The following is a 25711-nucleotide window of genomic DNA, read 5'->3' as shown; positions in this document are numbered from 1 at the left end:
CCGTGCGCAACCCATGGAAGGACCGATGATGGAAACACGCCCACCCGTTCCCCCCTTCACCCATGAAAGCGCGGTCAAGAAAGTGCGCGGCGCGGAAGACGCTTGGAATTCCCGCGACCCCGACCGCGTGGCGCAGGTCTACACCGAAGACACGAAATGGCGTAACCGCGCCGAGTTTCCGGTCGGGCGCGAAGCGGTACGCCAGTTCCTGCAGCGCAAGTGGGCGCGCGAGCTGGACTATCGACTCATCAAGGAGCTGTGGGCCTTCACCGACAACCGCATCGCGGTGCGCTTTGCCTACGAATGGCACGACGACTCGGGCAACTGGTTCCGCAGCTACGGCAACGAGAACTGGGAATTCAATGCGCAGGGCCTGATGCAACGCCGCTTTGCCAGCATCAACGACCTTCCGATTGCCGACGAGGCGCGCCGCTTCCACTGGCCGCTCGGGCGCCGGCCGGATGACCACCCCGGCCTGAGCGACCTGGGCCTGTGAAGGAGGTGAGCAATGTCGACCACACAGGAAGTTGCCGCTGCCTTGCAGCGCGTGGAGGACGTCTTTCGGCGGCGCCCTGAAACGGGCCTGCATGACGATGCACCCGCCACGGCGCGATGGACCGGCGGCCTGGGCGTGGACGCGTGCCACGCCAACGGCATCAAGGTGCCGACCGACATGCCCGGCGAGTTTGGCGGCCACGGCAACCACGTCACGCCGGGCTGGCTCTTTCGCGCCGGGCTCGCCACCTGCGCCACCAGCTGCATCGCGATGGCGGCCGCGGCCGAGGGCATCGAGCTGACGCTGCTCGAAGTGCGCGCCACCAGCCGCACGGACGGGCGGGGCATGCTCGGCATGTTGGAGGCCAATGGCGCGCGAGTGAACAGCAGCCCGCGCGACGTGCAACTGCACGTGCGCATCGCCGCGAAAGGCGAATCGGAAGAACGCCTGCGCGCTGTCGTCGACAAGGGCGTGAGCCAGTCACCGGTTCCGAGCGCGGCGCGCCAGGCCCTGCCGTTGGCGATTGACGTTGTCGTGGACGCGGCTTGATCCGAAGTCAGTCGTGCAGCAGCTTTTCCATCAGCGCACGCACGATGGGCAGCGTGGGCGCCTCTGAGCGGCCGGCCAGCGTCACCATGCCGAAGCGGGCCGTCGAATTGACGGCCGGCTTCAAGTCCAGCTCCACCAGATCGGGCGCCGCCGCGCGAATGGCCAGCAGGATGGCGTCGCTCTTGCGCACGACATCCACGAGGCTGGCGATTTCCTCGCAGCGGATGGTCACGCATTGCTGCGGATGCGCCGCGGGGCCGTAGCGCTCGACGAGTACGCGCGCCACTTCGTCGCTCAGCGGCGTTGAAGCCAGCGGGTACTGCTGCAGGGCGGCGAAGCGCAAGGGGCCGTCCCAGCGCGTGAGCGGGTGCCCCGGGCGGCACATGAATGTGCCCCTCATCTCCATGGAGGTCGTCACTTTCAGGTCGGGCATGGGCATGAGCGAGCGCACGTCGACGACAAGGGCATCCAGATCCCGTTCGCGCAGGGACTGCACCAGCATGTCGGTCTTGCCGCGCGCGATGGTGATGTGCACGGTGGGGTGGCGCGTCGCCATTTCGGCGAGCAGCGGCGTCATCAGCATGGCGCCGGGTCCGGAGCCCATGCCGATGCGCAGGGTGCCGGCTCGCTTGGCGCCGGTGCGTTGGCCGCTTTCGGCCAGTTCATCGGCGTCGAAGACCAGGTGCTTGGCGCGCAGGAGCACTTCGCGGCCAAAGGGCGTCAGCTCGGCCTTGCGCCCGATGCGATCGAAGAGCGGGTGGCCCAGTTCGTCTTCCAGCGCCCGGATGCTCCGGCTGAACGCAGGCTGCGTCAGGAACACCGATTCGGCCGCATGCGTGAACGATCCGGATTCGGCCAAGGCGATGAGGTGCCGGAGCTGGACAAGGGTCATCAGGGTTTCTACTCGATGCATGCGGCCGGGGCATTTTCATGCGGCCAACAATGCATTAGACGTTAAGGACACGATTTTCTACAGTTCGCCATGCCCAACAAGGGCTGAAGCCAGAAGGAACACAAATGCACTGCACCACCCCATCGGCCACCATCCCCCACGGAGCGCGCGCATGACCTACCTGCGACAAGCCCTGACCGCACGCGTGGGCGAATTCGTACAGCTGCGCCGCGACATTCACAGCGAGCCGGAGCTGGCCTTCGAAGAGCATCGCACGGCTGCGCTGGTGGCTGACAAGCTGGAGGGCTGGGGCTACAAGGTGGAGCGGGGCATTGGCGGCACCGGTGTCGTGGGCACGCTCGTTCGGGGCACGGGCAAAAAGCGGCTGGGGCTGCGCGCCGACATGGATGCGTTGCCTATCCAGGAAACCAATGGCAATGCGTGGGCCAGCAAGCGCCCGGGTGTCATGCACGCCTGCGGCCATGACGGACACACCGCGATGCTGCTGGCGGCAGCACGCGAACTGGCCGAGAACGGTTCATTCAGTGGCACCCTCCAGCTCATCTTCCAACCGGCGGAAGAGGGCGGTGGCGGCGCGCTGCGCATGATCGAAGACGGCCTTTTCGAGCGCTATCCCTGCGACGCCGTGTTTGCCATGCACAACATGCCCGGCACGCCGCAAGGCCACCTGGTGTTTCGCGAAGGCGCGGCGATGGCGTCGAGCGACTACGCCACCGTCACGCTCACCGGTGTCGGCGGACACGGCGCCTTGCCGCATCGCGCGACCGATCCGCTGGTGGCCGCCGCCAGCGTCGTGATGGCGCTGCAGACGGTGGTGTCGCGCAACATCGATCCGATGCAGATGTCGGTCGTGACCGTCGGCGCGCTGCATGCCGGCAAGGCGAACAACGTGATTCCCGGCACGGCCACGCTGGAGATCAGCGTGCGTGCGCTGGACCGCGAAGTGCGCGCCACGCTGGAGCGTCGCATCAAGGCGCTCATCCATGCGCAGGCCGAGAGCTTTGGCGTGACGGCACAGATCGATTGGCGTGCGGGTTATTCGGTGCTGGTGAACACGCCCGCCGAAACCGAGTTCGCCCGCAAGGTCGGCCTGGAACTGCGCGGTGAGTCCAACGTCACGCTGCAGGGCGCGGCGCTGCCGGGCAGCGAAGACTTTGCCTTCATGCTGGAGCGCGTGCCGGGCTCTTACCTGCTCGTGGGCAACGGCGACGGCGACAACGCCGGCGCCTGCATGGTCCACAACTCGGGCTACGACTTCAACGACGACAACATCGCCGTGGGCGCGACCTACTGGACGCTGCTCACCGAACGCTTTCTGGTCGACTGAGTTCGACTCCCCAAACCCCCACGTCCCCGCGTCGAGACCCTTTTTCAAGGAGCGTCATGAGCACCGTTGCATTTCCCCCGGCCGGCCTTCCCACGATGGATGGCGGTGCCGTTCGGCACGATTCTGTTCAAGCCCAGCCGGCCAGGGTCTCCCGGCGGGTCGTGACCGCCACGGTGGCCGGCAACGCGCTGGAGTTCTATGACTTCGTGACCTACGCGTTCTTCGCGGTCTACATCGGGAAGGCGTTCTTCCCGGCATCGACGCCACTGGGGAGCCTGCTGCTGTCGGTCGCGGTGTTCGGCGTCGGCTTTGTCTCGCGCCCGCTCGGTGGCGTGCTGATCGGTGCATTTGCCGATCGCGCAGGGCGGCGGCCGGCCATGCTGCTGACCATTGCGCTCATCACCGTCGGCACGCTGGGGCTGGCGCTCACGCCTTCCTATGAAAGCATCGGCTGGGCGGCGCCCTTCATCGTGGTGGTGTGCCGCTTGATCCAGGGCCTGGCGCTGGGTGGCGAGGTCGGGCCGTCGAGTGCCTTCCTGATTGAATCGGCGCCGGCGCATCAGCGCGGCCTGTATGCGAGCTGGCAGCTGGCCAGCCAGGGCGTGGCAACGCTGGTGGCCGGCATTTTCGGCGTGGCGCTGATCGCCACCCTGACGCCTGCGCAACTGCAGGCCTGGGGATGGCGTGTGCCTTTTGCCGTGGGCCTGCTGCTGCTGCCGGTGGCCTTCTACCTGCGCCGCAACATGCACGAGACGCTGCACGACGCGCCGCAAGAGGCGGCCAATGTCGGCATGCGCGGCGTGGTGCGACATCGCGGCCTCATCCTGCTGGCGATCCTGGTGGTGCTGGGCGGCACGGTGTCCAACTACGTCGGCAACTACATGACGACCTATGCCATCACCACGCTCAAGTTTCCGCCACTGGTTGCCATGGGCGCGACCGTGATGGTGGGACTGGCCACGCTGGTGTTTGCGCTGGTCGGCGGCTGGCTGTCCGACCGTTACGGCCGCAAGCCCGTCATGCTGTGGCCGCGCGTTGCACTGGCCGTGCTCACGGTGCCGGCCTTCACGCTGCTCATCCACTATCCGTCGCTGGGCATGCTGCTGGCCGTGACGACCTTTCTTTCCGCGTTGATGGGGATCACCGGCGCGGCATCGCTCACGGCCATTCCGGAACTGCTGCCGCGCAGCATCCGCGCCACCGGCTTGTCGATTGCGTATGCCGTCGGCGTGTCGTTGTTCGGCGGCACGACCCAGTTCGTCGTGACCTGGCTCATCGGCGTGACGGGCAACCCGGCCGCGCCGGCGTGGTACGTGGCGGGGACGAGCGTCATCACGGTGCTGGCGATGCTGGCCCTGCCGGAAAGCGGGAAGAAGCCGCTGCGCGATTGACTTGAATTCGCTTGAGTCGGGACGAAGAAGCCTCGCAACTGCGAGGCTTTTTTGCATGTGAGGGCTGCAGCTTGCGGGCGCACAATCAAGGCTACTTTGCCGAGCCCCCATGAGCGCAACCATTGCCCCATCCCACAACTCGCCCGCTGCATCGCAGATCCGTGTCCTGATTGCCGATGACCAGGCGCTGATCCGCCGCGGCATGGCCATGATGCTCGACGCTGCATCCGACATCCAGGTCGTTGGCCAGGCAGCCGATGGCGTAGAGGTCGTGGAACTCGCGCGCCGCCTGCTGCCGGACGTCGTGTTGATGGACCTGCGCATGCCGCGTCAAAGCGGCGTGCTGGCCACACGCGAGATCACCGCCGCGTTGCCGCGCACCCGCGTGATGGTGCTGACCACCTTCGATCGCGACGATCTGGTGTTCGACGCAGTACGCGCCGGCGCACAGGCCTATCTGCTCAAGGATGCGTCAGAGGAAGAGGTGCTGGACACGGTGCGCGCGGTGCATCGCGGTGAGTCGCGCATGACGCCGCAGATCGCGCGCAAGGTGATGGACCAGTTCCGGCTGCTGGCCAACCATGTGGCGCAAGACGTGGCGCCGGAAGAGCTTCCAGCGCCTGCTGTGGCCCCGTCGTCCGCATCGCAGGATGCGCCAGATCCATTGACGGAACGCGAGGCCGTGGTGCTCGACCTGATCGCCAAGGGCCAGAGCAACCGCCAGATTGCCACCGCCTTGCATCTGGCCGAAGGCACGGTGAAGAATCACGTGAGCCGCATCATGCAAAAGCTTCACGCGAACACCCGCACCGAACTGGCGGTGCTGGTGCTCGCGCGAAGAAAGCAATCCTGAAGAACGGGGGCAGGGCGGTAGGGTCGCTTGCGGCCCGCCCGCCCTGTTGAATCAATCCGCGTTATTCGCTCAGACCGAAGCGCCCATGCGTGCCAGCCGGCTTCGCGGACGAAGCTTCCACATGCGCCTTGAGCATCGGCCGCAGCGCCACGATGGCCAGGAAGGCGGCGAACAGGTCCAGCCCCGCCACCGTGTAGAGCACAGTCGACCAGGTTCCGGTCGCTTCCATCATGAGGTTGCCGACCGGCACGAACAGTGCGCCCACACCCTTGGCGCAATACAGCACGCCGTAGATCTTCCCGATGTGCTTGGTGCCGAACGCATCGCCGGCCAGTGCGGAGAACAGCGAATACACCTCGCCCCATGCCAGGAACACGACGCCCGACAGGATCAGGAAGGCCCACGGGTTGTGGCCGAAGTAGCCCAGCGCGATGATGCCGATGCCTTCCAGCGTGAAGGCGATCACCATCGTCTTCTCGCGGCCGATGTGGTCGGAGATCCAGCCGAAGAGCGGGCGCGAGATGCCGTTCATGATGCGGTCGAGCATCAGCGCCAGTGGCAGGGCCGCCATGACGGCAAAGTGCAGGTCGACCTTGAAGTTCTTGACGCCCAGGTCTTGCGCGATCACGCCCAGTTGCGCCACCGCCATCATCCCGCCGGTGACGACGCAGGAGAACATGAGGATCATCAGCCAGAAGAGGCGCGTGTTCAGCGCTTCTTTCAGCGTGTAGTCGCGGCGGCTTTGCGTGAGCTTGGCGGAGGCACGCACTTCGGTCGGCTTCGGTGCGCGCAGGAACCAGGCGGCCAGGAAGGCCAGCGAGCCCTGGATCACGCCAAAGAAGAAGAAGGCTTCCTGGAACCCGGACGATTCGATCATCGCGGCGATCGGCAGGATGGTCGCGGCCGAGCCTGCGCCATAGCCACCGGCCGTCAGTCCCACCGCCAGTCCGCGGCGATCCGGAAACCACTTGAGCGCGTTGTTGATGCAGGTTGCGTAGATCGAACCCACGCCGATGCCGCCAATCGCCGCGCCGAGGTAGAAGCCCATCAGCGTCGTCGCCTGCGAATTGATGACCCACGCCGCGCCGATGAAGACCGCGCCGAAGGCCACGATCAAACGCGGCCCGAACTTGTCGATGAAGTAGCCCTCGATCGGCGCCAGCCAGGTCTGCACCAGCACGAAGATGGTGAAGGCGACCTGGATCGACGCACGCTCCCAGCCGAAGGACTTCTGGATCTCGGGCACGAACAGCGTCCATGCGTACTGGATGTTCGCGGTGGCGATCATGCAGACGATGCCGACGACCAGTTGCGTCCAGCGGCTGGCGTACCAGCGTGCCGGCGCGCCGGATGCGGCGCCGACGGCAGGCGAGAGTGGGGCGGTGCTCATGTCGAATGTCTCCTTGAAGGTCATGCCGATCGCGTTTCGGCGCTGGCGAACTGGGTGGGTTTGGCGCGCCTTTCGACACGCTTCGCGATGGATGCAAATGTCTGCTTGAACGCCTGCGCTCGCGCCTGCCGGAAGTCACACCGCGAGTCGAGTCAAACCCCGAGGGATCAGGGCAAGTACCCATGACGAAAGTCATGGGCTGACGTGCCGATGGTCCTTTGCGACAATGCGCCGCCCATGAACGCGTGCCCCACTTCCGTCTCTCTGGCGATGACTTGCCGATGAGCCTCCTGCAGCGCCTCGACCCCCGACGCAGCCTGGCGGCGGCCATCGGCTGGCTGATGATCGCGCTCACCATCTGCCTGGCACTGACGGCCAACCTGTGGCTGCGCAGCTTCGTGCGTTCGACGCTGCTCGAACTGCACACGCAGCGCCTGGAGACCGCCGGCGAGCACGTCACGGCCGAACTCGACACCGCCATGCTGCTGCGCCTGCAATCGGTGAGCGTGGTGGCCTCGATCCTGTCGGAGGACGTGCAACGAAACGAGGACGCGCGGCTGCAGCGCTCGCTCGAGGCGGTGCACCGGGGCGTGCCGGACCTGATCTGGCTCGCGGTGACCGACGCCGACGGCTTCATCGTCGCGGCCACCGACCCAAAGGTGATGGGCCAGAACGTCAACCAGCACGCCTGGATCTCGCAAGGCATGTCGGACGCGTGGATCGAGGAAGGCCGTTCGCCCGGCGAGCACTTCCTCAAGCTCAGTGCGCCGGTGAGCAATGCCGACGGCGCCATCGCCGGCGTCGTGGCGGCGCAGCTGAGCTGGCGGTGGGTGGATCAGATGGTGTCCGGCATCCGCGCCTCGCCGGGCGAGTGGCTGCTGATCGACCGCGACGGCATGGTGCGCCACGGTCCGGCCGCCATGCTCGGCACGCGTTGGCGCGAGGTCGGCGAGGCGGCCACACCTTTCGACCCCGTGGTGGCTGGCCTGGGAACCGACGGCTCCGACCTGCCCGAACGCATCCGTGTTCGGCGGCTGATCGACAACAAGCCCTACCTGGTGGCGGCGCCCGGCACCGAGCGCGACGGCACCTTGCGCCGTCTGGGATGGAGAGTGGTGGTGGTGGAACCGGTGGAGTCCGTCGCCGCATTCGCCACCGCCATCGAATGGCGCATCACGCTCGTGCTGACCCTGCTGGGCGTCTGCGCCGCCGCCATCGGCGTGGCAATGACGCACCGCCTGACCCGCCGCGTGAGCGTGATCGCACGATCAGCCGACGCCGTGCTTGCCGGCAGCGCCACGCGCATCGAGGTGCCCGAGGGTGGCGACGAAGCCGCGCGCCTGGGGACGGCGCTCGACCGGCTGCTCGACACCCTGCAGCGCGAGCGCGACGAGTTGCGCCTGCTCAATGCCGAACTGGACGAGCGCGTGCGCCAGCGCACCGCGGAGATCAGCCGGCTGGCGCAGGAGTCGCGCGAGGCCGCCGTCATGCGCGAACGCTTGCGCATGGCGCGCGAACTGCACGACACGCTGGCGCATTCGATGATGGCCATGCTCACCGAGATCCGCGTGCTCAAGCGCATGGCAACGACGCGGCCGCAGGCGCTGCCCGATGAATTGATGCGTGCGGAGCAGGCCGCGCGCGAAGGTCTGGACGAGGCGCGCCGTGCCATCGATCAACTGCGCAGCAACCCGGTGCGCGACATTGGACTGGGCGCGGCGCTGATCGAGCTGGCGCATGGGCTGATCGATCGCATGGGGATTGCGTTGGACTGCGAGGTGGACCCGGACTTGCTGACGCTGGCGGCCGAGCCGGCGGAGACCGTGTACCGCATGTGCGAGGAGTTGCTGCGCAACGTCGAGCGGCATGCGGGCGCGCAGCATTTGCGACTGCGGCTGCAGCATGGCGCTCAAGGCCTCGTGCAACTGGAGATTGCCGACGATGGCTTGGGCTTCGACAGCCAGGCCGTCGCTGCAGGGCACTACGGGTTGGTGGGGTTGCGCGAGCAGGCCGAAGCGGTAGGGGCGCAACTGGACATTGATAGCAGGCCCGGGGCGGGTACGCGCGTGTCATTGCGATGGGCGGAGGGCGCCGTCGTGGCTGTCGGCTGATGGCCGCCCATCGATCGCGCATTCCCCAATGAAAACGGCCCTTGGTGTCGAGGGGCCGTGGCGCACAGATCTGGAGCGGGTGAAGGGAATCGAACCCTCGTATGAAGCTTGGGAAGCTGCCGTTCTACCATTGAACTACACCCGCGATGGAGAGGGATTCTAGCTTCTCACCTGATGGTCACGCGATGGCTATCTTCCAGCCTGGGGCGGCTTCCAGTACCACTGCCGGGATGGATCCGATCGGGGGTGGTCGAGATGGTCTTGCCGCGCTCAGTAGCGATCGAACACATGGGATCGCTACGGGAGCGGCGTTCGAATCCGGGGGTGTCGGCCGAAAGATCCTTGCGGATCAAGTCCTGTAGCACCGTTTCCCCGCGGCGACGGAAAGCGTAACGTCGAATTCATGACATCCGCAGCCGTGCCCAAGCTTCGTCTCTTTCTCGGCCTGTTCCCGGACCCCGCGGTGCAATCGGCGATCGATGCCTGTCGAAAGAATTGGTGTTGGCCGCGCGGTGCCAGGCCGACCGCACTTGCGCGGATTCACATGACGCTGCACTTCCTCGGAGAAGTCGAGGCTGCGCAGCAAATCGTGTTGCAGGAAGGCCTCGCCGAAGTGCCCATGCACCCGCTGACGCTGGCATTGCGAACGTGTGAGGTCTGGCGCAATCCGGTTGCGGTGTTGCGGCCCGACGAGAACGAAGTCCTGCGCGAATTGCACGAGCGCCTGAAACGCCCGATCGATCGTGCGGGACTCGCGCCGGAACGCGGCCGCTGGATCCCGCACCTGACCTTGGCGCGAAGATGCCGCGGCGCCATCCCTCCGCCGGAACCGCCGGCGATCCCATGGCCGGTGAACGAGTTCCTGCTGGTCTGTTCGCACATGTCCAACCCCGTCCGCTACGAAATCCTGGCGCGCCATGGCTCGCGCGGCTGATGGACTGGAAAACCCACAGGGAATCGCTCTGAACCAGAGGATCAGGGCCACCATGCAGAGGCAGAGCGGCCAGGAGCCGGAAAATCCAGCTTGAAAGCGGTGAGGAAACCGGGTCAGGGTCAGTCGCCTCTCCCTCGGCGATTGCGGCATGGCGCCACGAAGCTGCATGGGGCGATCGGCGTTTCCCTGGCCTTCGCACACATGCATACTGCTCCCCCTTTCGTCAAAAAAACGAGGCAGGCCATGAACGAGTTCTCCTGGACAGGGGCCCTGCGACTGATGGCCCGGGCCTCGAGCATCCTCGTGCTCGTTGGCTTGGCAGCTTGCGGCGGAGACAACGACGCAAGCAAAGCGTCCGGCTGTTGGCATGGCGTCGCCAATCCTGTGCCGCCCGCAGGGCTGCACTACACGCGCGACGCCGTGGTCTACGAACTCGGCCAGCAGGTCGATCCCAACGCGCCGACACACAGCGCAGGCCCGATCGACCGCTACACCGTCGATCCAGCACTGCCTGATGGCCTGTCGATGGATCCGGTGACCGGGATCATCAGCGGCACCCCGAAAGTCCTGGCCGCGCCGGTCGTCCACGCCGTTACGGGAAGCAGCGCGTGCGGCTCCACCTCGACCAGCCTGCAGATTGCGGTGATCACCGGGCGCCCGCTGGCGCTCAGGTATGCCAACGACTCCGTGGTGTATGTGGTCGGCCAAGCCATCATCCCCAACAAGCCCCGGGTTCTGGGGCAAGTGGATACATACACTGTCGAGCCCACCCTTCCGGCTGGCCTCGTTCTCGACCCTCGAACGGGTGTCATCAGCGGGACGCCGGCTTCTCCGTCTGTCGCGTCCGTGTATGCCGTCAAGGCTACGAATTCCAGGGGGTCGACGGTCGGACGCATCCAGATCGAGGTGGCCGATCACGTCCTCGCCCCGGAAAGCCTGAAATACTCCCAGGCCTCTGCGACCTACGAGGTGGGCCTCGAGATCCCTCCCAACGCACCTGTTACCAGCGGCGGAGAAATCACGCTGTTCACCGTTGTCCCAAGCCTCCCGGCCGGCCTGTCCCTGGATCCCCGGACGGGAGTCATCGACGGAACCCCCGCCGCGGCTCAGCCAGCGACGCAGTACGCGGTGACAGGCGCCAATTCCGTCGGCAGCGTTCAAACGATCATCTCGATCGCGGTTGAGCAAACTTCCGTAACGGAGCCCCCCATCGCGGTCGTGCCTCCGGCCTCGGTTGCGTACAACGACGCCGTGTACGTGGTGGGGCAGCCGATCGTTCCCAACGTGCCGACGCTGACGGGCGGGGCGCCGACGCTGTTCGCGGTGAGCCCGGACCTGCCTGACGGCCTTGGCCTTGATCCCGTCACGGGTGCCATCACCGGTGCGCCGACGACCCCACAACGTGCAACCGCGTACACCGTGACGGCGTCCAATGCGGCGGGGCAAGCCCAGACCACGCTGACCCTGACGGTGACGGAAGTCGGTACGTGGATGACCGGAGGCAGTCTGAACCAGGCTCGAACGGTACACACGGCGTCCTTGCGCCCTGACGGCACGGTGCTTGTGGCAGGAGGCTTCCTTTTTCCCCACAGCGTTCTCAACCTGGTGGAAATCAGGGGCTTGGCAGGCATCTGGGCGGCCTCTGCGTCAATGACGGTGCGCCGTTTCGCTCACACGTCCACCACGCTCCAGGACGGCCGCGTGCTCGTCGTGGGTGGCGTTGCAGACAGCGGCAGTGTTCTGGACTCGGTCGAGGTCTTTGACACGCAATGGAGTCCGGTCGCCCCCATGACACTGGCCCGAACGGGTCACACGGCAACCTTGCTCAACGACGGTCGGGTTCTTGTGGCGGGCGGGGCCAACGCCACTGCGGAGGTCTATAACCCAGGCGACGGCACCTGGGCTCGTGTTGCTTCGATGAACGAGGCCAGGGCCGATCACACGGCAGTCCTTCTTCAGGACGGTCGCGTCCTTGTAGCAGGTGGAGAAGATAGGGATCGGGTGTTGGCCTCAGCGGAGGTGTATGACCCGATTGCCGATACATGGACGCTCATGCCGCCCATGAGCCGACCCCGCGGAGGCCACACGGCGTCCTTGCTCCTGGACGGGTCTGTACTGGTTGCCGGCGGCGGCGCAGTTGCCCAGTTCCCGACCGATGAGGCCGAGTTGTTCGTCTCACAGGCTGTGGGCTGGCAACCGGTGCAAGTCATGAAGAAGCGTCGCGCTTCGCACACAGCCACGACGCTGCCCAACGGCCAGGTGGTGGTGGCCGGCGGCACGGGCCTGAATTCGACGACCCTCTCGTCTGTGGAAATCTTCGACCCCGCCAGCAAGCAATGGCTGGCCGCGGCCGACATGGCTGAGGGGCGCAGGGCGCACACGGCCACGCTGTTGCCTGATGGCCGGCTGCTGGTCGTCGGAGGCCAGGGTGAAGATGGTTCACTCGCCAGCACCGAGTTGTTCGACGCGTCGCGTTAGGTGGCGCCCAGGCTTCACGCGCCGCGCCGATCCCATGCAACGTGTCACACGCCCTTCTCGAACCCTTCCACGCACCGCATTGCCAGCAGCATCAACGTCATCGTCGGATTTGCGCCACCGCCCGTCGGCAACACCGACGTCGACAGCAGTTGCACATTCGGCACCGCATGCACCCTGAGGTCGCAATCGACCACGCCCTTGCATGCGGTGGCGCCCATGCGTGTCGAGCCTGTCGGGTGGTAGATGCCGCCGCCTTTGGCGAGATCCATTTCCGCGTCGCCACTGGGTCTGCGCACCCAGTGCGCAAGATGCGCAAGGCCGGAGTTCTTCCACATCGCCTCGAAGGCATCGACGGCCTTGGTGAGGTTGGCCACGTCCTTCTCAGTCACGGACCACTCGACCTGCGCCCGCGGAACGCCGAACACGTCGCGGTGCGCGCCAGACAGGGTGATCCGGTTGTGGATGTGCGACTCCTGCGCAATCACCATGTGCGCCACCAGCGGCGCCGCCGAAGGAAAGAGCAAGCGCTTTTCCACGACGCGCCACCAGACAGCCCGTGAAAGCCAGGGAATGGCAACGGCCATCCTTGCAAAGACACGCGGCGGTGGCAACTTCAATCGCTGGACATGCCGAAAGAATTCCCGCAGCGCAACAAAGCCGCCGCTCTGCTCGGTGCGAAATCCGATGTGCGCAAAGCAGGGCGGTAAATCGGCCCTGGCCGGACTCTGCTCGGCCAATTCAAACCGCAGGTTGCGCATCGTGCCGTTCTTCTCGAACCGGAAACCCACGATCCGGTTCAGGGAGCGAAGCGCAATGGGCTTGAGCTCGGCAACTTCCACCGAGAGGTGATCGCTGAAATAGCGGCCCAGCGTCGGGCTTGCTTTTGAAATGATGTGCTCGTTCTGGTGATCGAGCAGCAAGGCCAGGCGCGTCGTTTCAATTGCGCCCGCGGCGATGATGAAGGAATTGGCTTCGACAGTGATGACCGAACCGTCTTCGGCCCGGGCTCGAATGTTTTGAAGCTTTCCTTGCGCGACCGACATCTCCGTGACGGTCGCGTGGAGCCAGATTTCCGGCCCCCGATCGCTCTCGCATTCGGCGGCAAACTGGTTGAAGACATTCCTCTTCTTGAACGCAGGCCATTTGGCCAGGCGAGGCACGTGCGACGCACCGATCTCGACCGGAAAGTCCGATTGCACATAGGGCCCTGACTCCAGGCCGAACAGGCTTTCGACCTTGTCAACGAAGGGCGCGAGATCCTCCCACGTCATCGGCCAATCACCGTCCACCAGATCGGCACCGAGGAAAGGGATCAGCGCACCGCCCCAGCGCGTCGAGGTTCCGCCAATGCATCGAAAGCGTCCATGCACAGCGCCCGGGTAATGCGACCGCGTGTGGACGACCTCGTTCAGGGGATGCTCTTCCGCATCCTGCTTCATGCCGCCGGACTCGAGGCAGATCACGGAAAACTTTCCGCTTCGAGCCAGCAGGGCGCTCGTTGCGAGCCCTGCCGTTCCGCCGCCCACGACGACGATGTCTGCCTTGCGGGCGACGGTTCCAGATCCGGCCAGGTCCGCAATCATGCCGTCGCTTCGGGAATGCTCGCGTACTGCGCCATGCGCTCCGGCCTGGTGGTGCTGACGATGATGGCGCTGTGCGGACAGCGCGCCATTGCCTTTTTCAGGATTTGCGTCACGGTCATGTCTCCTCCTCGTTTGAAGGCGTCAGATACATAGCCATAGGTGATTTGCAGGGGCTTCCCGAATTGCCCCAGGATGTCGGCCTCGCGCCCGTCGAGGCTGTCGAGCACCTGCAAGATGCGGCACAGCCCGGAGTGCGCCTGGAGAAAGGGCCGGAGCATGTCGGCCGTCAGAGCCAGGCCGAAATGGCGCACCTTGCCGCTTTGGGTGCAGGCTTCGAGCCATCGCAGCCATTCGTCTGTATTGACCAGTTCGAATGTCGGGTCGTGCAAGAGATAAATGTCGACGGCATTGCGACCAGTGCGGCGCAGGCTGCCTTCAAGCGCCGTTTGTGCGCGGCGAATTGAAAAATCGAGGGCAGGCCGCGAAACAGAAGGCGCCAGCCGCCCGGCAGCCTTGCGCGCAAAAACGGCCCAATAGGGCTGGTTCTCTCCGCCGGGCGAATACAGGCCGACTTTTGTCGTGAAACTGACGCCCGGATGGGTCTTCAGCACGGGCGCCAGATCCCGCTCGGCCATGCCGAATCCGTAATAGGGCGCGGTGTCGAAATGGGTGAATCCGTTGTCGATCGCGGATTCCAGAATCCGGCGGCGCCGAATTGCATTGCCAGCATTGAAGAGGCTCGCCGTGCCGAAGATGAAACGCGAAACGCGAATGTCGGACATGGGAACGGATACTTGTCTCAAGCTTTTTTACCCTCGGTCGTCCACGCAACTCACTCGCCGGCAGTGCTGTTGCGTGTGCACCGCGCTCAAGGACGAGGGGCGCTTTTGCCCGTGCCGCGTCCCTGATCGCGATGGGAAACATTTGTTGTTGTTTGTAGCAGCAAATGGGGCAAATGCAACCTTTATGGTTACTTTGTTGCCACTCTCTGTGGCATGCATCACACTTGGGGCGGGGGCGTGCTGCGGATTCGGAAGTGGCGGCCGTTCAGGACCGCGGTGCAGGCAGGGGGCTTATCGAAGCGCCATCAACAGCACGCCCGTCACGGCCAAGAGCGCCGTCCACGCCCGGCGCAGCACCGGTGCGCTGCCAAGGCGCGGGTGCATCGTGAAGCCGCGGCACACGCCCGCGGCGATGGCGCCGGTGACGATCAACATGGCGGCGGTGTGCACGCCGACCGCGGCCAAGGCCAGCGTCAGCGAACCCGAAGCCGTGATCTCGCGCGCAGGATTGTCGGAAAGACACAGCGGCACCAGCGCCGGCACGAGCATCATCCCGGCGCCGTGCGCTGTGGCCATCAGGAAGGACCACAGCGCGATGCCGGCGTGGCCGGCCGGCGCGCTGATGCATGCGTGTCGCGGCACGACGCCGCGTCGAAGAAAACGCCAGGCCGCCGCACCCACGAGCAGCGCGCCGGCCAGCAACTGCACGAGCGTGCGGTCCATCGACATGCCCTGCGCAAATGCACACGCCACGACCCCGACCGACGCCGCGTGCCCAACGGCAATGGGCAGCAGCGCCCGCAAGGCCTGCGCCCCATCCCGTGCACGCACGCCCCAGGCCGCAGCGAACATCCATCCGCTGGCCGGGCTGAGCCCATGAAAGGCCCCCAGCCCGGCGACGGCGATCCACGGCCAGAGGTTCGTCATGGCGACGGCTCGCGGTGCGGCAGCAGGGAAGGTTCAGGCCTGCGCAGCGCAGCACGAAGCGGCTGCAGGCTGGGCCTTCACCAATGGCTCAGGCTCGTAGCGGTCGTGATGCCGCACCCACTCCATCTTGTGCGGCACGTCGCGTTCGCCGCGGCCCTCGGGCATGAGGTCCAGCAGGTTGTAGGTGCCCATCATCACTTCCACGCCGCGGCCATAGGTTGAATAGGTGTGGAAGATGCTGCCCGCGTCGTCCTTGTAGAAGACGCTGATGCCGGGCAATTCCTCGTGCATGTAGGGGCGCGTGTCGAAGTTGTAGTAGACCTCGCCGGCGGCCTGATCCTCCGGTGTGAAGCTCACGTCGAAGTCGAAGTTGAAGTCGTTGCCGGCCGAGGACACCCACTTGAACTGCCAGCCCATGCGCTCGCGAAAGCGCTCGATGGCAGCCAGCGGCCCGCGCGAGACGGCCATCACCGACACGTCGCGGTGCTCCAGGTGCACCTTCATTCCCTGGATGTGGTCGGCCATGAAGGAGCAGCTTGCACATCCTTGCGTCCAGTCCCGCCCGAGCATGAAGTGCTGCACCAGCAACTGGTGGCGGCCTTCGAACAAGTCGGAGAGGGTGCGCTTTCCTTCGGGCGCATCGAAGACGTAGTCTTTCTCGATGTACGTCCACGGCAGCGCGCGGCGCTCGCGGGCGACCTGGTCGCGCAGCTGCGTCAATTCCTTTTCCCTGGCCAGCAGCGACTTGCGCTGGGTGATCCATCGTTCCTGGGAGACGACGGTGTGGTTCGTGGCGTTCATGGTGTTCTCCTGGGTGGTCATGACTTTTCTCCCTTGAAGCGGCGCACGGCGCGGACCTTGCCGCTGTCGCCGCCACCGGCATAGAAAAGATCGGCGCCGTCGGATTCGAGGCCGCTGACGCCCACGCCCTGCGGCATCTCAAGACGTTCGAGCACGGCGCCGTCGTCGGGGTTGATGCGGCGGATTTCGCTCTCGTTGCCTTCCCAGGTGCCGTGCCAGAGCTGGCCGTCGACCCAGGTCACGCCAGTGACGAAGCGGTTCGATTCGATGGTGCGGAGGATGGCACCGGTCTCGGGGTCGATCTTGTGGATCTTGCGGTCGCGGTGCTGGCCGACCCACAGGCTCCCGTCGGCCCAGGCCATGCCCGAGTCGTTGCCTTTGCCAGGCGCCGGAATCGACGCGAGCACATGGCCGGTGGCAGGGTCGATCTTGTCGATGCGCGCTTCGGCGATTTGATAGAGGTGCTTGCCGTCGAAGGCGGTGCCTGCATCGCCGGCGCAGTCGAGCGAGCGCTCCACCTGGCCGCTTTCCGGGTTGATGGCGATCAGCTTCGAACCCGTGGCGGCCCACACGCGCTGGCCGTCGTGGGTCACGCCGGCAACGGGCGCGTTGGCGGCGAAGGGACCGTATTCGCGCACGATCTCGGCCGGGCGTGCGCGCGGTGCCGTTGGCGGCTTGTCTGTCTTGGTGGCGGTCATCGATTGAGCTCCTGTTGGCGCGCCGGATCTGGCGCCGTGGGACTCAATCTACGCGAGCTACAGCGCCGTGGGGAGTAACAAGTTCGTCGTGAATCCGGCCAGCGGCGGTGCCAGCCAGCGCTGCGCACGTGCGCGCCCGATGGAGCGCACCCGTGCCCCGGCTTCCAATTCGACGAGCGCGCGCTGGACCGTGCGCTGGCTGGCGCCCAACGCCAGCGCAAGGGCCGAAGTGGACCAGGCCGCGCCGTCGGCCAAGAGGGCCAGCAGCGACGCCTGGTCGCCGTCGAAGGGCGGCACCAGAACGACAACCTCGTCGTTCCCGAGCGGCGTCAGCATGAAGCCGCGCGCGCTCGCTTCGATGCGCGCCAGCGGCGCAGCGAGTGCGCGCAAACGGCCGATCTCGACGCGCAGGCGCGCCCGATGCGTCTCATCGGGGTCGCGGGTGCGGAACGCGTGCCCGATGAGCGCATCGCGATCGACGTCGCCGGGCCACGCCTGGGCGAGCGCGTACGCCAGCGAGAAGAGCACCGGACGGCGAACCAATGGCAGCCATTGGGCACCGGCGCGCAGGCCGTGACGGCAGGCGTCCACCACCAGTGCGCCCGAAGCCATGAGTTCCTCGACCTCGGCGAGACGCAGCGCCTGCTGGCGGTCGGCGTGCACGCGCCGTGCGGCGGGGCGCTCCAGCGCGGCGCGCGATTCGGCCACCTCGGCCAGCAGCGCGGGCACACGCGCGCGTTCGGCCGCATCCTGGGCGCGGGCAAGCGCCGCCTCGGCCGGGCCCGTGCGCAGGGTACGCGCCGCCACCTCGGCTGTGGCCAGTTCGGCGACCGCCATCAATGCGGGCGGCAAGCCCCGCGCGTCGAGATGAGCGAGGGCGGCCGCCGCCTCCTCTAGGCGGCCGAGCAGGAGCAGCCGGCGCACGGCGATCAACTGGGCCTGCAGGGCGTTGGGACGATCGGCGTGCGCCTCCAGCGTGGCCGCCGCGGCCGCCAAGGTGCGCGGCGAGCCGCCGAGGTCGCGCATGGCCAGGGCCACTTCGGCCTCGGCGACGACACAGCGGGCGCGGGAGAGCTCTTCGTGCGTGCCGAATCCGCGTGCGGCGCGTCGAAGGAGTTCGCGGGCGCGCGGGTGTTCGCCCAACTGCGCCATGGCGATGCCGCGAACGGCCAGCGCAGGCGGATCTTCGCGCAGGCTGACGTGCTTGAGGGCGGCGAGCGCGTCTCCGAGGGCCAACGCACGTGCGGCGGCGGCGATCAGTGAATCCATCGACGCCTTGCACAGGCCTCGAAAGCGAAGAAGGCTTTCAGGAGCATCAGAGTAAACATTACGAACACTTGCATATGCGAACTGTATGCTGGGTGCTTGCCGTGGCACGTCGCTTGCGTGCACACAGCCCACCCCCACAGGAGCGATCATGCAGATACGCGTCGGTTTCGAAATGGCGTATCAGCTCCAGCAGCCGACGCCCATGGTGTTGACCTTGAACGTCCATTACTCGAGGGCGTCCGATTTGGTGCGTCCGGACTATCTGGTGACCAGTCCTTCGGTGCCCGTCACCGCGTACCGCGACCTTTTTGGCAACTGGTGCAGCCGCATCGTCGCGCCGCAAGGCCGCTTCACGCTGAGTACGGATGCGCTGGTCAACGACAGCGGCAAGCCGGACGTGGTGGCGCCCTGGGCGGTGCAGGTGCCGGTCGAATACCTGCCGGAAGAAGCCTTGCTCTATCTGCTGGGCAGCCGCTACTGCGAAACGGACGAGCTTTCCGAAATCGCATGGCAGCGCTTCGGATCGGGGCCCACCGGCTGGGCCCGCGTGCAGGCCATCTGCGACTTCGTGCACCGGCACATCGAGTTCGGCTACAAGCATGCGCGACGCACGCGCACCGCTTTGCAAGCCTACAACGAGGGGAAGGGCGTTTGCCGCGACTACGCCCACCTGGCAATCGCGCTGTGCCGCTGCATGAACATTCCTGCGCGCTACTGCACCGGCTACCTTGGTGATACGGGCACGCCGCCGCCTTGGGGAACGATGGATTTTGCGGGATGGTTCGAGGCCTACCTGGGCGACCGCTGGTACACCTTCGACGCGCGCAACAACACGCCGCGCATTGGAAGGGTGCTGATTGCGCGCGGGCGCGACGCGTGTGACGTGGCGCTATCGACCACCTTTGGGCCGAACACGCTGGAGGCGTTCAGGGTGTGGACGGATGAAGTGGTGCCTGCGGAGATGGCGCACTGAAGCAGCGCCTGCTGTCGCTTCAATCGGCCTCCTCTAGCAACAGCGCCCGCTGCCACCCCCATACCGCGCCTGCTGCCGCTCCCGAAAGAAAGCCTCGTAGCTCATGGGCTCACGATCCGGATGCGTCACCTTCATGTGCGCCAGGTAGGTGTCGTAGTCCGGCACACCCACCATCAGTCGCAGCGACTGCGCCAGCGTGCGCGCAAGATAGCGCCCGGCCTCTGGCAAGGCCGCGACGCGGGAGCCCATCATGAGGTGGCTCCCGATGGCGCAGGCTCGAAAGGCGTCTCGCGCGTGGTGGGCCGGCTGGCGGCGCGCGCCGCCAGTGAGGTCTTCACGCTGTAGACCAGCACGCTGAGCACCACGAAGATGAACAGCCCGCACAGCGCCGCGTCGAGCCGGTCGTTGAAGACGATGCGCGACATTTCGCCGGCGGTCTTCGCGGGCGCCAGCAGCTTGTCTTGCGCCAGTGCGTCGGCGTACCGGGTCGCATGCGAAAGGAAGCCCACCTTCGGGTCCGCGGAGAAGATCTTCTGCCATCCCGCCGTCAACGTGCACACCAGCAGCCACGCCGCCGGCACCATCGCGACCCACGCATAGCGCTCGCGCTTCATGCGGAACAGCACCGCGGTGGCCAGCAGCAGGGCGACTGCAGCAAGCATCTGGTTGGAAATGCCGAACAGCGGCCACAAGGTGTTGATGCCGCCCAGGGGATCCACCACGCCCTGGTACAGGAAGTAGCCCCAGGCCGACACCGTCAAGGCCGTCGCCACCAGGTTGGCCGGCAGCGATTCGGTGCGTGCCAGCGCCGGCACGAAACTGCCGAGCAGGTCTTGCAGCATGAAGCGTCCCGCACGCGTGCCGGCGTCCACAGCCGTCAGGATGAACAGCGCCTCGAACAGGATCGCGAAGTGATACCAGAAGGCCATCATCGCCGGCCCGCCGAGTGCCTGGTGAAGGATGTGCGCCATGCCCACGGCCAATGTCGGCGCGCCGCCCGCGCGTCCGAGGATCGTCGTCTCGCCGACGTCCTTGGCCGTCTGCGCGATCATGTCGGGCGTCAGCGCGAAGCCCCATGACGAAATGGCCTGCGCAACGGCTTCCGGCGTCGATCCCACCAGCGCCGCCGGGCTGTTCATCGCGAAGTAGATGCCGGGCTCGATGCACGAAGCCGCCACCAGCGCCATCACCGCCACGAAAGATTCGGCCAGCATGCCGCCGTAGCCGATGAGGCGCATGTGGCTTTCGTTGTCGACCATCTTGGGCGTGGTGCCCGAGGAGATCAGCGCATGGAAGCCCGACACCGCGCCGCAGGCGATGGTGATGAAGAGGAAGGGGAACAAGCTGCCCGACCACACTGGCCCGTTGCCTTGCGCAAACTGCGTGATGGCCGGCATCTGCAGCGAAGGCGCCACGAAGACGATGCCGATCGCCAGCGCCACGATCGTGCCGATCTTCAAAAAGGTGGACAGGTAGTCGCGCGGAGCCAGCAGCAGCCACACGGGGAGCGTGGCGGCGATGAAGCCATAGCCGATCAGCATCCACGTGAGCATCTTGCCGTCGAAGGTGAAGAGCGGTGCCCAATACGCGCTGTGGCTCACTTCCTGGCCGCCGTAGATGGCCAGCATCAGCAGCACGAAGCCGATCACCGAGATCTCGCCGATCTTGCCGGGCCGGATGAAGCGCAGGTACACGCCCATGAAGATGGCAACCGGAATCGTCGCCGCCACCGTGAACGTGCCCCAAGGCGATTCGGCCAGCGCCTTGACCACGATGAGCGCCAGCACCGCCAGGATGATGATCATGATCATGAAGGTGCCGAAGAGGGCGATCAGGCCCGGCACGATGCCCATCTCCTGCTTGATCAGGTCGCCCAGCGAGCGCCCGTCACGCCGCGTGGAAATGAACAGGATGATGAAGTCCTGCACCGCGCCCGCGAACACCACGCCCGCCAGGATCCACAGCAGTCCGGGCAGGTAACCCATCTGCGCCGCCAGCACCGGGCCGACCAGCGGGCCGGCGCCTGCGATGGCCGCGAAGTGGTGACCGAAGAGCACGTTGCGGTCGGTGGGCACGTAGTCCAGCCCGTCGTTGTGCCGGTGCGCTGGCGTCTTGCGCTTCGGGTCCACGCCCAGCACCGTGTTGGCGATGAACAGGCTGTAATAGCGGTAGGCGATCAGGTAGACGCAGATGGCCGCCACCACGATCCACAGTGCGTTGATGCTCTCGCCGCGCGAGAGCGCCACGGTGCCGAGCGCGCACGCGCCGACCACTGCAACGATGAGCCAGATCAGATGCCGCCGAATCACTTGCATGCTGCTCTCCACTGTTTCAGTCGGCCGGAGTTTGCGCTGCCGACTCCCGGTTCACAAGCAGTGGTCGGCGGGCTTACCATTCGTTGCACTACCGACGGAGGCGCATCTTGACGACCACGACGTTCGAGGAATATGAGGCGGCGATGCAGGCAAAGGGCTTCCCCGAAGTGCTGGTGCGCGACGGGGCCGCCGACACGGTGGTTCCCAACCACTCGCATCCCTTCGCGGTGGAGGCGCTGGTGGTACGCGGAGAGATGTGGCTCACCGTGGGAGACGACACCCGGCATCTCGTCCCCGGCGACACGTTCAAGCTCGATCACCAGATGCCGCATGCTGAACGCTACGGCAGCAGCGGAGCGACCTACTGGGCGGCCCGCCGGACCGAGCCCTGGGGCGCTACCAAAGGCCCCCATTCCAGAAACACCGCGGAACCGGCTTTGCCGGGCCGCTGGTGTTGCCCCCGGCAGGGGGTTGGAGGCTACACGAAGTGAGCAAGCCTGGGGGCGAGCCAAGTCATTCGATGACTTCGGGCCAGTCCGTGTGGAAGAACTGCCCCTCGGGCTTGTCCGTGCGCTCGTAAGTATGCGCACCGAAGAAATCGCGCTGCGCCTGCAGCAGGTTCGCCGACAGGCGCGCCGAGCGATAACTGTCGTAGTAACCCAATGACGCGCTGAAGGCCGGCACGGGGACGCCGTTGCTCACCGCCAGCGCCACGACCTCGCGCCAGTTCTGCTGCGTGCGATTCAGCAAGTCCTTGAAATACGGCGCCAGCATCAAATTGGCCAGTTGCGGATCGCTGCGATAAGCCTCGGTGATGCGATTCAGGAAGCGCGCGCGGATGATGCAGCCGCCGCGCCAGATCGACGCGATGCCGCCGAAATCGAGCTCCCAGTTCTTCTTCTCGCCCATTGTCTTGATGAGGTCGAAGCCCTGCGTGTAGCTGACCACCTTCGACGCATAGAGCGCGTCGTGCACCTTGGCGACCAGTTCCTTCTTCACCTTGTCGAGCGCGGGCACCGGCCCCTGCAACTGCGTGCTCGCCGCCACGCGCTGCTTCTTCTGCGACGAGAGCACGCGCGCCTCGACGGCGGCGTTGATGGTGCTGATGACCACCGCGTTCTCGGCGGCGTTCAGCAGCGTCCATTGGCCCGTGCCCTTTTGCCCGGCCTTGTCGAGGATCAGCTCGACCAGCGGCTGGCCCGTCTCCGGATCCTTCTGCTCCAGCGCCTTGCCGGTGATCTGGATCAGGTAGCTCTGCAGTTCGCCTTCATTCCACTCGTTGAAGATCGCGGCCATCTCGTCTTTCGTGAAGCCCGCTGCCTTGAACAGGCTGTAGGCCTCGCAGATCAACTGCATGTCGCCGTACTCGATACCGTTGTGGATCATCTTCACGTAGTGGCCCGCGCCGCCCGGTCCGATGTGGATCACGCAAGGCTGGCCGTCGACCTTGGCCGCGATGCTCTCGAAGATCGGCTTCATCACTTCCCACGTCGACGCCGGCCCGCCCGGCATGATGGCCGGCCCCTTGCGTGCGCCTTCCTCGCCGCCCGACACGCCCGCGCCGATGAAGCGCAGGCCCTTGCTCGTCATGTACGCGTCGCGGCGCTCGGTGTCGGTGTAGAGGCTGTTGCCGCCGTCGATGACGATGTCGTCTTTTTCCAGCAGCGGGATGAGTTGTTCGATGACCTGGTCGACCGGTGCGCCGGCCTTCACCATGATCTGGATCTTGCGTGGCTTGGCCAGGCTTTGAACAAAGCTTTCGAGCGTGTCGCAGCCAACCAGCTTCTTGCCGGGATGCGCCGCCACGAACGCGTCGGTGGTGGCGGTGGTGCGGTTGTAGACGCTGACCTGGAAGCCGCGGCTTTCCACGTTCAGCACCAGGTTCTGGCCCATCACGGCCAGGCCGATCAGGCCGAAGTCGCTCTTCTTCTCAGCGGTGCTGCTGTTGGTGCTCATGATGTCCCTTGGCGTGTGGGCCATCGGCCCGTTGTTGCGTACAGGCGCGCATTTTGCCGGCAACGCGTTATGCGGCGCACACGGGAGGGAATCCGGGAGAGGAGGCGGCGCGGCCCCCAAGCCGGGCAGCCGCGCCTGCAGACGGGGGTCGCGCAGCCCGGCCAGCAGCGTGGCCGGGCGCGTCTTCTTCTTACTGCGGTTGCAGGTTGATCGCCTTGGCGATCGCGCGATAGCGCGCGGCTTCGGCTTCGAAGAACTTTGCTGCTTCCGCAACGGACATTTGCGGCGAAGCGGTCTGCATCTGCACGGCGAGCTGCGAGCGAACGGATTCATCCTTCAGCGTGGCCTGGATGCCCGCATGCAGTTTGTCGACGATGGCGTCCGGTGTCGCCTTGGGCACGAAGAATCCGCTCCAGATCTTGTATTCGAACTTGGGGAGTTCCTTGCCTTCAGCCGCCGTGGCCACGTCCTTCAGGAAGGGCGAACGCGTGGCGCCGAGCTGGCCGATGATCTTCAGGCGCCCCTGCTCGGCCAGCGCGCCCATCGCCGAGCTGTAGACCAGCACTGCGAAGTCAACCTGCCCGCCGCCCAAGTCTTGCAGCAGTGGCGCATTGCCCTTGTACGGCACGTGGCTCAGCTTGATGTTGGTGCGCTTCTGCACGTCTTCCAGGATGAAGTGGTAGAGCGAGCCGATGCCCACGCTGCCGTAACTCAACGGCTTGTCGGTGGACTTGCGCGCCAGCGCGATCAACTCGTCGACGTTGTTGGCGGGCAGGTCCTTGCGCGCAACGAACACCATCGTGGCGTCGGTCATGGGGTGCACCAGGCGGAAGTCTTCCGCCTTGATCTTGATGGCCGCGTTGGCCAGCGCGGCGAGGATCACCTCGTTGGGACTGCCCTGGAAGATGTAGCGCCCGTCCGCCGGTGCAGCCAGCACCTTTTGCGCCGCGATCGAGCCGCTCGCGCCGCCCAGGTTCTCGACGATGACCTGTTCCTTCAGCGCGGTGCCCAGCGGCGTGCTCACGATGCGTGCGGCGGAATCCGACGGACCGCCGGCGGGGTAGGGGACCATCAGGTTGATCTGCTTGCCCATCTGTGCGTGCGCGGCGCCTGCCGTGAGCACCAACGCGGTGAGCAGCGCACCGAGCTTTTTGAACCGGGTCATGTCTTGCCTCCTGGAGTTTTTGTGAAGTCGCCATTTAAACGCGAGTCGCACGGCCAGACGTGACCAATTCATTGTTCCCTCCAGATGAAAACCCATATGACCGCCGGATTCGCAGGGTCGTGACACGAAAAAAACTCCCCCCATTTGAGGAGAGAAACCGTCAGCTCACATTTTTTGAGTGCGCAATGTCACATCGGTAAAAAGTGTTGCTGCCTACGATTCAACCCAGTTCGAAGCGAATCGATGGCGCCATGTGAATGACCCCCGATCGACGCCCGTCGGACATCCCCAAGCCATTCAATTCAATCGGAGTCGATGATGAAGTTTTCCAAGACGTTCCACTCGTTCTGGCAGGTGCCGGCAGCCGTGGTTGTTGCCGGCGTGCTGGCGGGTGGTGCCTCCACCGCCCTGGCGCAAACGACGGGCGCCCCGACGCAGGCGCAGGGCGCGCCGCTCACCTTGTTGCTCAGCGGCCCTGGCGGCAAGCCCTCGGCGCTGGTCTATTCGCAGGACGGCGGCTGGCGCCTGCATGCAGGGTGGGACGCCGCTGCGCCAGGCGCGCAAAGCGCCAGTGCGGGCACAAGCACGGGATTCATCAGGACCGGCTTGAAGCCGCCTCCCATTCCCGCCGAAGTGCAGGCGCCGGTGGAGCGCCCCCTGACCGTGTTCATCGATGGCCCGACCGGGTTCACCTACATCTATGGCTCCGACGAAGGCTGGAAGTTCGTCGGCCAGATTGCCAACGCGAACCGCCAGTGACGGATGCGGGGCCGAGCGAGCGGGAGGATGGGAGGAATCAA

At 65.8% G+C, this 25711-nt stretch carries 23 protein-coding genes and 1 tRNA gene; 11 read left to right on the top strand and 13 right to left on the bottom strand.

Going from position 1 to position 25711, the window contains the following annotated elements; genetic code table 11:
* The first annotated feature begins 28 nt into the window (after window positions 1–28).
* Together QTI66_RS11410 and QTI66_RS11405 are read left to right on the top strand one after the other, a co-directional pair.
* Window positions 29–496 carry a nuclear transport factor 2 family protein gene (locus QTI66_RS11410; protein ID WP_286559981.1) on the top strand — a complete coding sequence of 156 codons (468 nt, stop codon included), beginning with the start codon at window positions 29–31 and terminating at the stop codon, window positions 494–496.
* Window positions 497–508: 12 nt separating this feature from the next.
* A complete protein-coding gene (locus QTI66_RS11405; protein WP_286559615.1) occupies window positions 509–1045 on the top strand; it encodes an OsmC family protein in 537 nt (178 codons plus the stop codon).
* A gap of 7 nt (window positions 1046–1052) precedes the next feature.
* Here QTI66_RS11405 and QTI66_RS11400 read toward each other — a convergent pair whose 3' ends face one another.
* The gene (locus QTI66_RS11400) at window positions 1053–1937 is read right to left on the bottom strand and encodes a LysR family transcriptional regulator (protein ID WP_286559614.1); all 885 of its coding nucleotides are present in this window, start codon (window positions 1935–1937) and stop codon (window positions 1053–1055) included.
* Window positions 1938–2109: 172 nt separating this feature from the next.
* Here QTI66_RS11400 and QTI66_RS11395 point away from each other — a divergent pair, with 172 nt between their 5' ends.
* The 3 genes from QTI66_RS11395 (at window position 2110) to QTI66_RS11385 (ending at window position 5529) form a co-directional block, all read left to right on the top strand.
* Window positions 2110–3285 carry a M20 aminoacylase family protein gene (locus tag QTI66_RS11395; protein WP_286559613.1) on the top strand — a complete coding sequence of 392 codons (1176 nt, stop codon included), beginning with the start codon at window positions 2110–2112 and terminating at the stop codon, window positions 3283–3285.
* A gap of 56 nt (window positions 3286–3341) precedes the next feature.
* The gene (locus QTI66_RS11390) at window positions 3342–4676 is read left to right on the top strand and encodes an MFS transporter (protein WP_286559612.1); all 1335 of its coding nucleotides are present in this window, start codon (window positions 3342–3344) and stop codon (window positions 4674–4676) included.
* Window positions 4677–4785: 109 nt separating this feature from the next.
* Window positions 4786–5529, top strand: a complete 744-nt coding sequence (locus tag QTI66_RS11385; protein WP_286559611.1) for a response regulator transcription factor — start codon at window positions 4786–4788, stop codon at window positions 5527–5529.
* A 61-nt stretch (window positions 5530–5590) separates the two neighbouring features.
* On the opposite strand, the gene oxlT is transcribed toward QTI66_RS11385, so the two are convergent.
* Complete coding sequence (gene oxlT, locus QTI66_RS11380; protein WP_286559610.1) at window positions 5591–6919, bottom strand: oxalate/formate MFS antiporter; 1329 nt, start codon at window positions 6917–6919, stop codon at window positions 5591–5593.
* A 281-nt stretch (window positions 6920–7200) separates the two neighbouring features.
* Here oxlT and QTI66_RS11375 point away from each other — a divergent pair, with 281 nt between their 5' ends.
* A complete protein-coding gene (locus QTI66_RS11375) occupies window positions 7201–9030 on the top strand; it encodes a histidine kinase (protein ID WP_286559609.1) in 1830 nt (609 codons plus the stop codon).
* Window positions 9031–9101: 71 nt separating this feature from the next.
* On the opposite strand, the gene QTI66_RS11370 is transcribed toward QTI66_RS11375, so the two are convergent.
* A tRNA-Gly gene (locus QTI66_RS11370) sits at window positions 9102–9175 on the bottom strand.
* A gap of 258 nt (window positions 9176–9433) precedes the next feature.
* Here QTI66_RS11370 and thpR point away from each other — a divergent pair.
* Window positions 9434–9964 (top strand): RNA 2',3'-cyclic phosphodiesterase, encoded by a 531-nt coding sequence (thpR, locus tag QTI66_RS11365; protein ID WP_286559608.1) that lies wholly within the window; start codon window positions 9434–9436, stop codon window positions 9962–9964.
* Window positions 9965–10165: 201 nt separating this feature from the next.
* Entirely contained in the window at window positions 10166–12442 is a 2277-nt protein-coding gene (locus QTI66_RS11360) for a Kelch repeat-containing protein (RefSeq protein ID WP_286559607.1), read from the top strand.
* 44 nt (window positions 12443–12486) lie between these two features.
* Here the strand turns inward: QTI66_RS11360 and QTI66_RS11355 are convergent, their stop codons facing one another.
* The 6 genes from QTI66_RS11355 to QTI66_RS11330 form a co-directional block, all read right to left on the bottom strand.
* Complete coding sequence (locus QTI66_RS11355; RefSeq protein ID WP_286559606.1) at window positions 12487–14025, bottom strand: GMC oxidoreductase; 1539 nt, start codon at window positions 14023–14025, stop codon at window positions 12487–12489.
* Window positions 14022–14807 carry an aldo/keto reductase gene (locus QTI66_RS11350; protein ID WP_286559605.1) on the bottom strand — a complete coding sequence of 262 codons (786 nt, stop codon included), beginning with the start codon at window positions 14805–14807 and terminating at the stop codon, window positions 14022–14024. The genes QTI66_RS11355 and QTI66_RS11350 overlap by 4 nt, the downstream gene beginning before the upstream one ends.
* A gap of 291 nt (window positions 14808–15098) precedes the next feature.
* The gene (locus QTI66_RS11345; RefSeq protein WP_286559604.1) at window positions 15099–15734 is read right to left on the bottom strand and encodes a hypothetical protein; all 636 of its coding nucleotides are present in this window, start codon (window positions 15732–15734) and stop codon (window positions 15099–15101) included.
* A 33-nt stretch (window positions 15735–15767) separates the two neighbouring features.
* Window positions 15768–16535 (bottom strand): DUF899 domain-containing protein, encoded by a 768-nt coding sequence (locus QTI66_RS11340; protein ID WP_286559603.1) that lies wholly within the window; start codon window positions 16533–16535, stop codon window positions 15768–15770.
* A 17-nt stretch (window positions 16536–16552) separates the two neighbouring features.
* Window positions 16553–17233, bottom strand: coding sequence for a Vgb family protein (locus tag QTI66_RS11335; protein ID WP_286559602.1), 681 nt, complete (start codon window positions 17231–17233; stop codon window positions 16553–16555).
* A gap of 57 nt (window positions 17234–17290) precedes the next feature.
* Window positions 17291–18502 carry a helix-turn-helix domain-containing protein gene (locus QTI66_RS11330; protein WP_286559601.1) on the bottom strand — a complete coding sequence of 404 codons (1212 nt, stop codon included), beginning with the start codon at window positions 18500–18502 and terminating at the stop codon, window positions 17291–17293.
* Window positions 18503–18650: 148 nt separating this feature from the next.
* On the opposite strand from QTI66_RS11330, the gene QTI66_RS11325 reads away from it, so the two are divergent.
* The gene (locus tag QTI66_RS11325; protein ID WP_286559600.1) at window positions 18651–19475 is read left to right on the top strand and encodes a transglutaminase-like domain-containing protein; all 825 of its coding nucleotides are present in this window, start codon (window positions 18651–18653) and stop codon (window positions 19473–19475) included.
* 33 nt (window positions 19476–19508) lie between these two features.
* Here QTI66_RS11325 and QTI66_RS11320 read toward each other — a convergent pair whose 3' ends face one another.
* Window positions 19509–19727, bottom strand: coding sequence for a YbdD/YjiX family protein (locus tag QTI66_RS11320; protein WP_444814983.1), 219 nt, complete (start codon window positions 19725–19727; stop codon window positions 19509–19511).
* Window positions 19724–21790 (bottom strand): carbon starvation CstA family protein, encoded by a 2067-nt coding sequence (locus tag QTI66_RS11315; protein ID WP_286559599.1) that lies wholly within the window; start codon window positions 21788–21790, stop codon window positions 19724–19726. The genes QTI66_RS11320 and QTI66_RS11315 overlap by 4 nt, the downstream gene beginning before the upstream one ends.
* 107 nt (window positions 21791–21897) lie before the next feature.
* On the opposite strand from QTI66_RS11315, the gene QTI66_RS11310 reads away from it, so the two are divergent.
* Entirely contained in the window at window positions 21898–22281 is a 384-nt protein-coding gene (locus QTI66_RS11310; RefSeq protein WP_286559598.1) for an AraC family ligand binding domain-containing protein, read from the top strand.
* Between the two features lie 22 nt (window positions 22282–22303).
* Here QTI66_RS11310 and gnd read toward each other — a convergent pair whose 3' ends face one another.
* Together gnd and QTI66_RS11300 are read right to left on the bottom strand one after the other, a co-directional pair.
* Window positions 22304–23746 (bottom strand): decarboxylating NADP(+)-dependent phosphogluconate dehydrogenase, encoded by a 1443-nt coding sequence (gene gnd / locus QTI66_RS11305; protein WP_286559597.1) that lies wholly within the window; start codon window positions 23744–23746, stop codon window positions 22304–22306.
* A gap of 190 nt (window positions 23747–23936) precedes the next feature.
* On the bottom strand, window positions 23937–24911 hold the full coding sequence (locus tag QTI66_RS11300) for a tripartite tricarboxylate transporter substrate binding protein (RefSeq protein WP_286559596.1): 975 nt from the start codon (window positions 24909–24911) through the stop codon (window positions 23937–23939).
* 315 nt (window positions 24912–25226) lie between these two features.
* Here QTI66_RS11300 and QTI66_RS11295 point away from each other — a divergent pair, with 315 nt between their 5' ends.
* Window positions 25227–25670 carry a hypothetical protein gene (locus QTI66_RS11295; RefSeq protein WP_286559595.1) on the top strand — a complete coding sequence of 148 codons (444 nt, stop codon included), beginning with the start codon at window positions 25227–25229 and terminating at the stop codon, window positions 25668–25670.
* Window positions 25671–25711: the final 41 nt, after the last annotated feature.

The sequence above is a fragment of the Variovorax brevis genome, from assembly GCF_030317105.1.
Lineage (GTDB): Bacteria > Pseudomonadota > Gammaproteobacteria > Burkholderiales > Burkholderiaceae_C > Variovorax > Variovorax brevis.
Note: the sequence above shows the minus strand (reverse complement) of the source record. Positions and strands in the feature narration are given on the sequence as shown.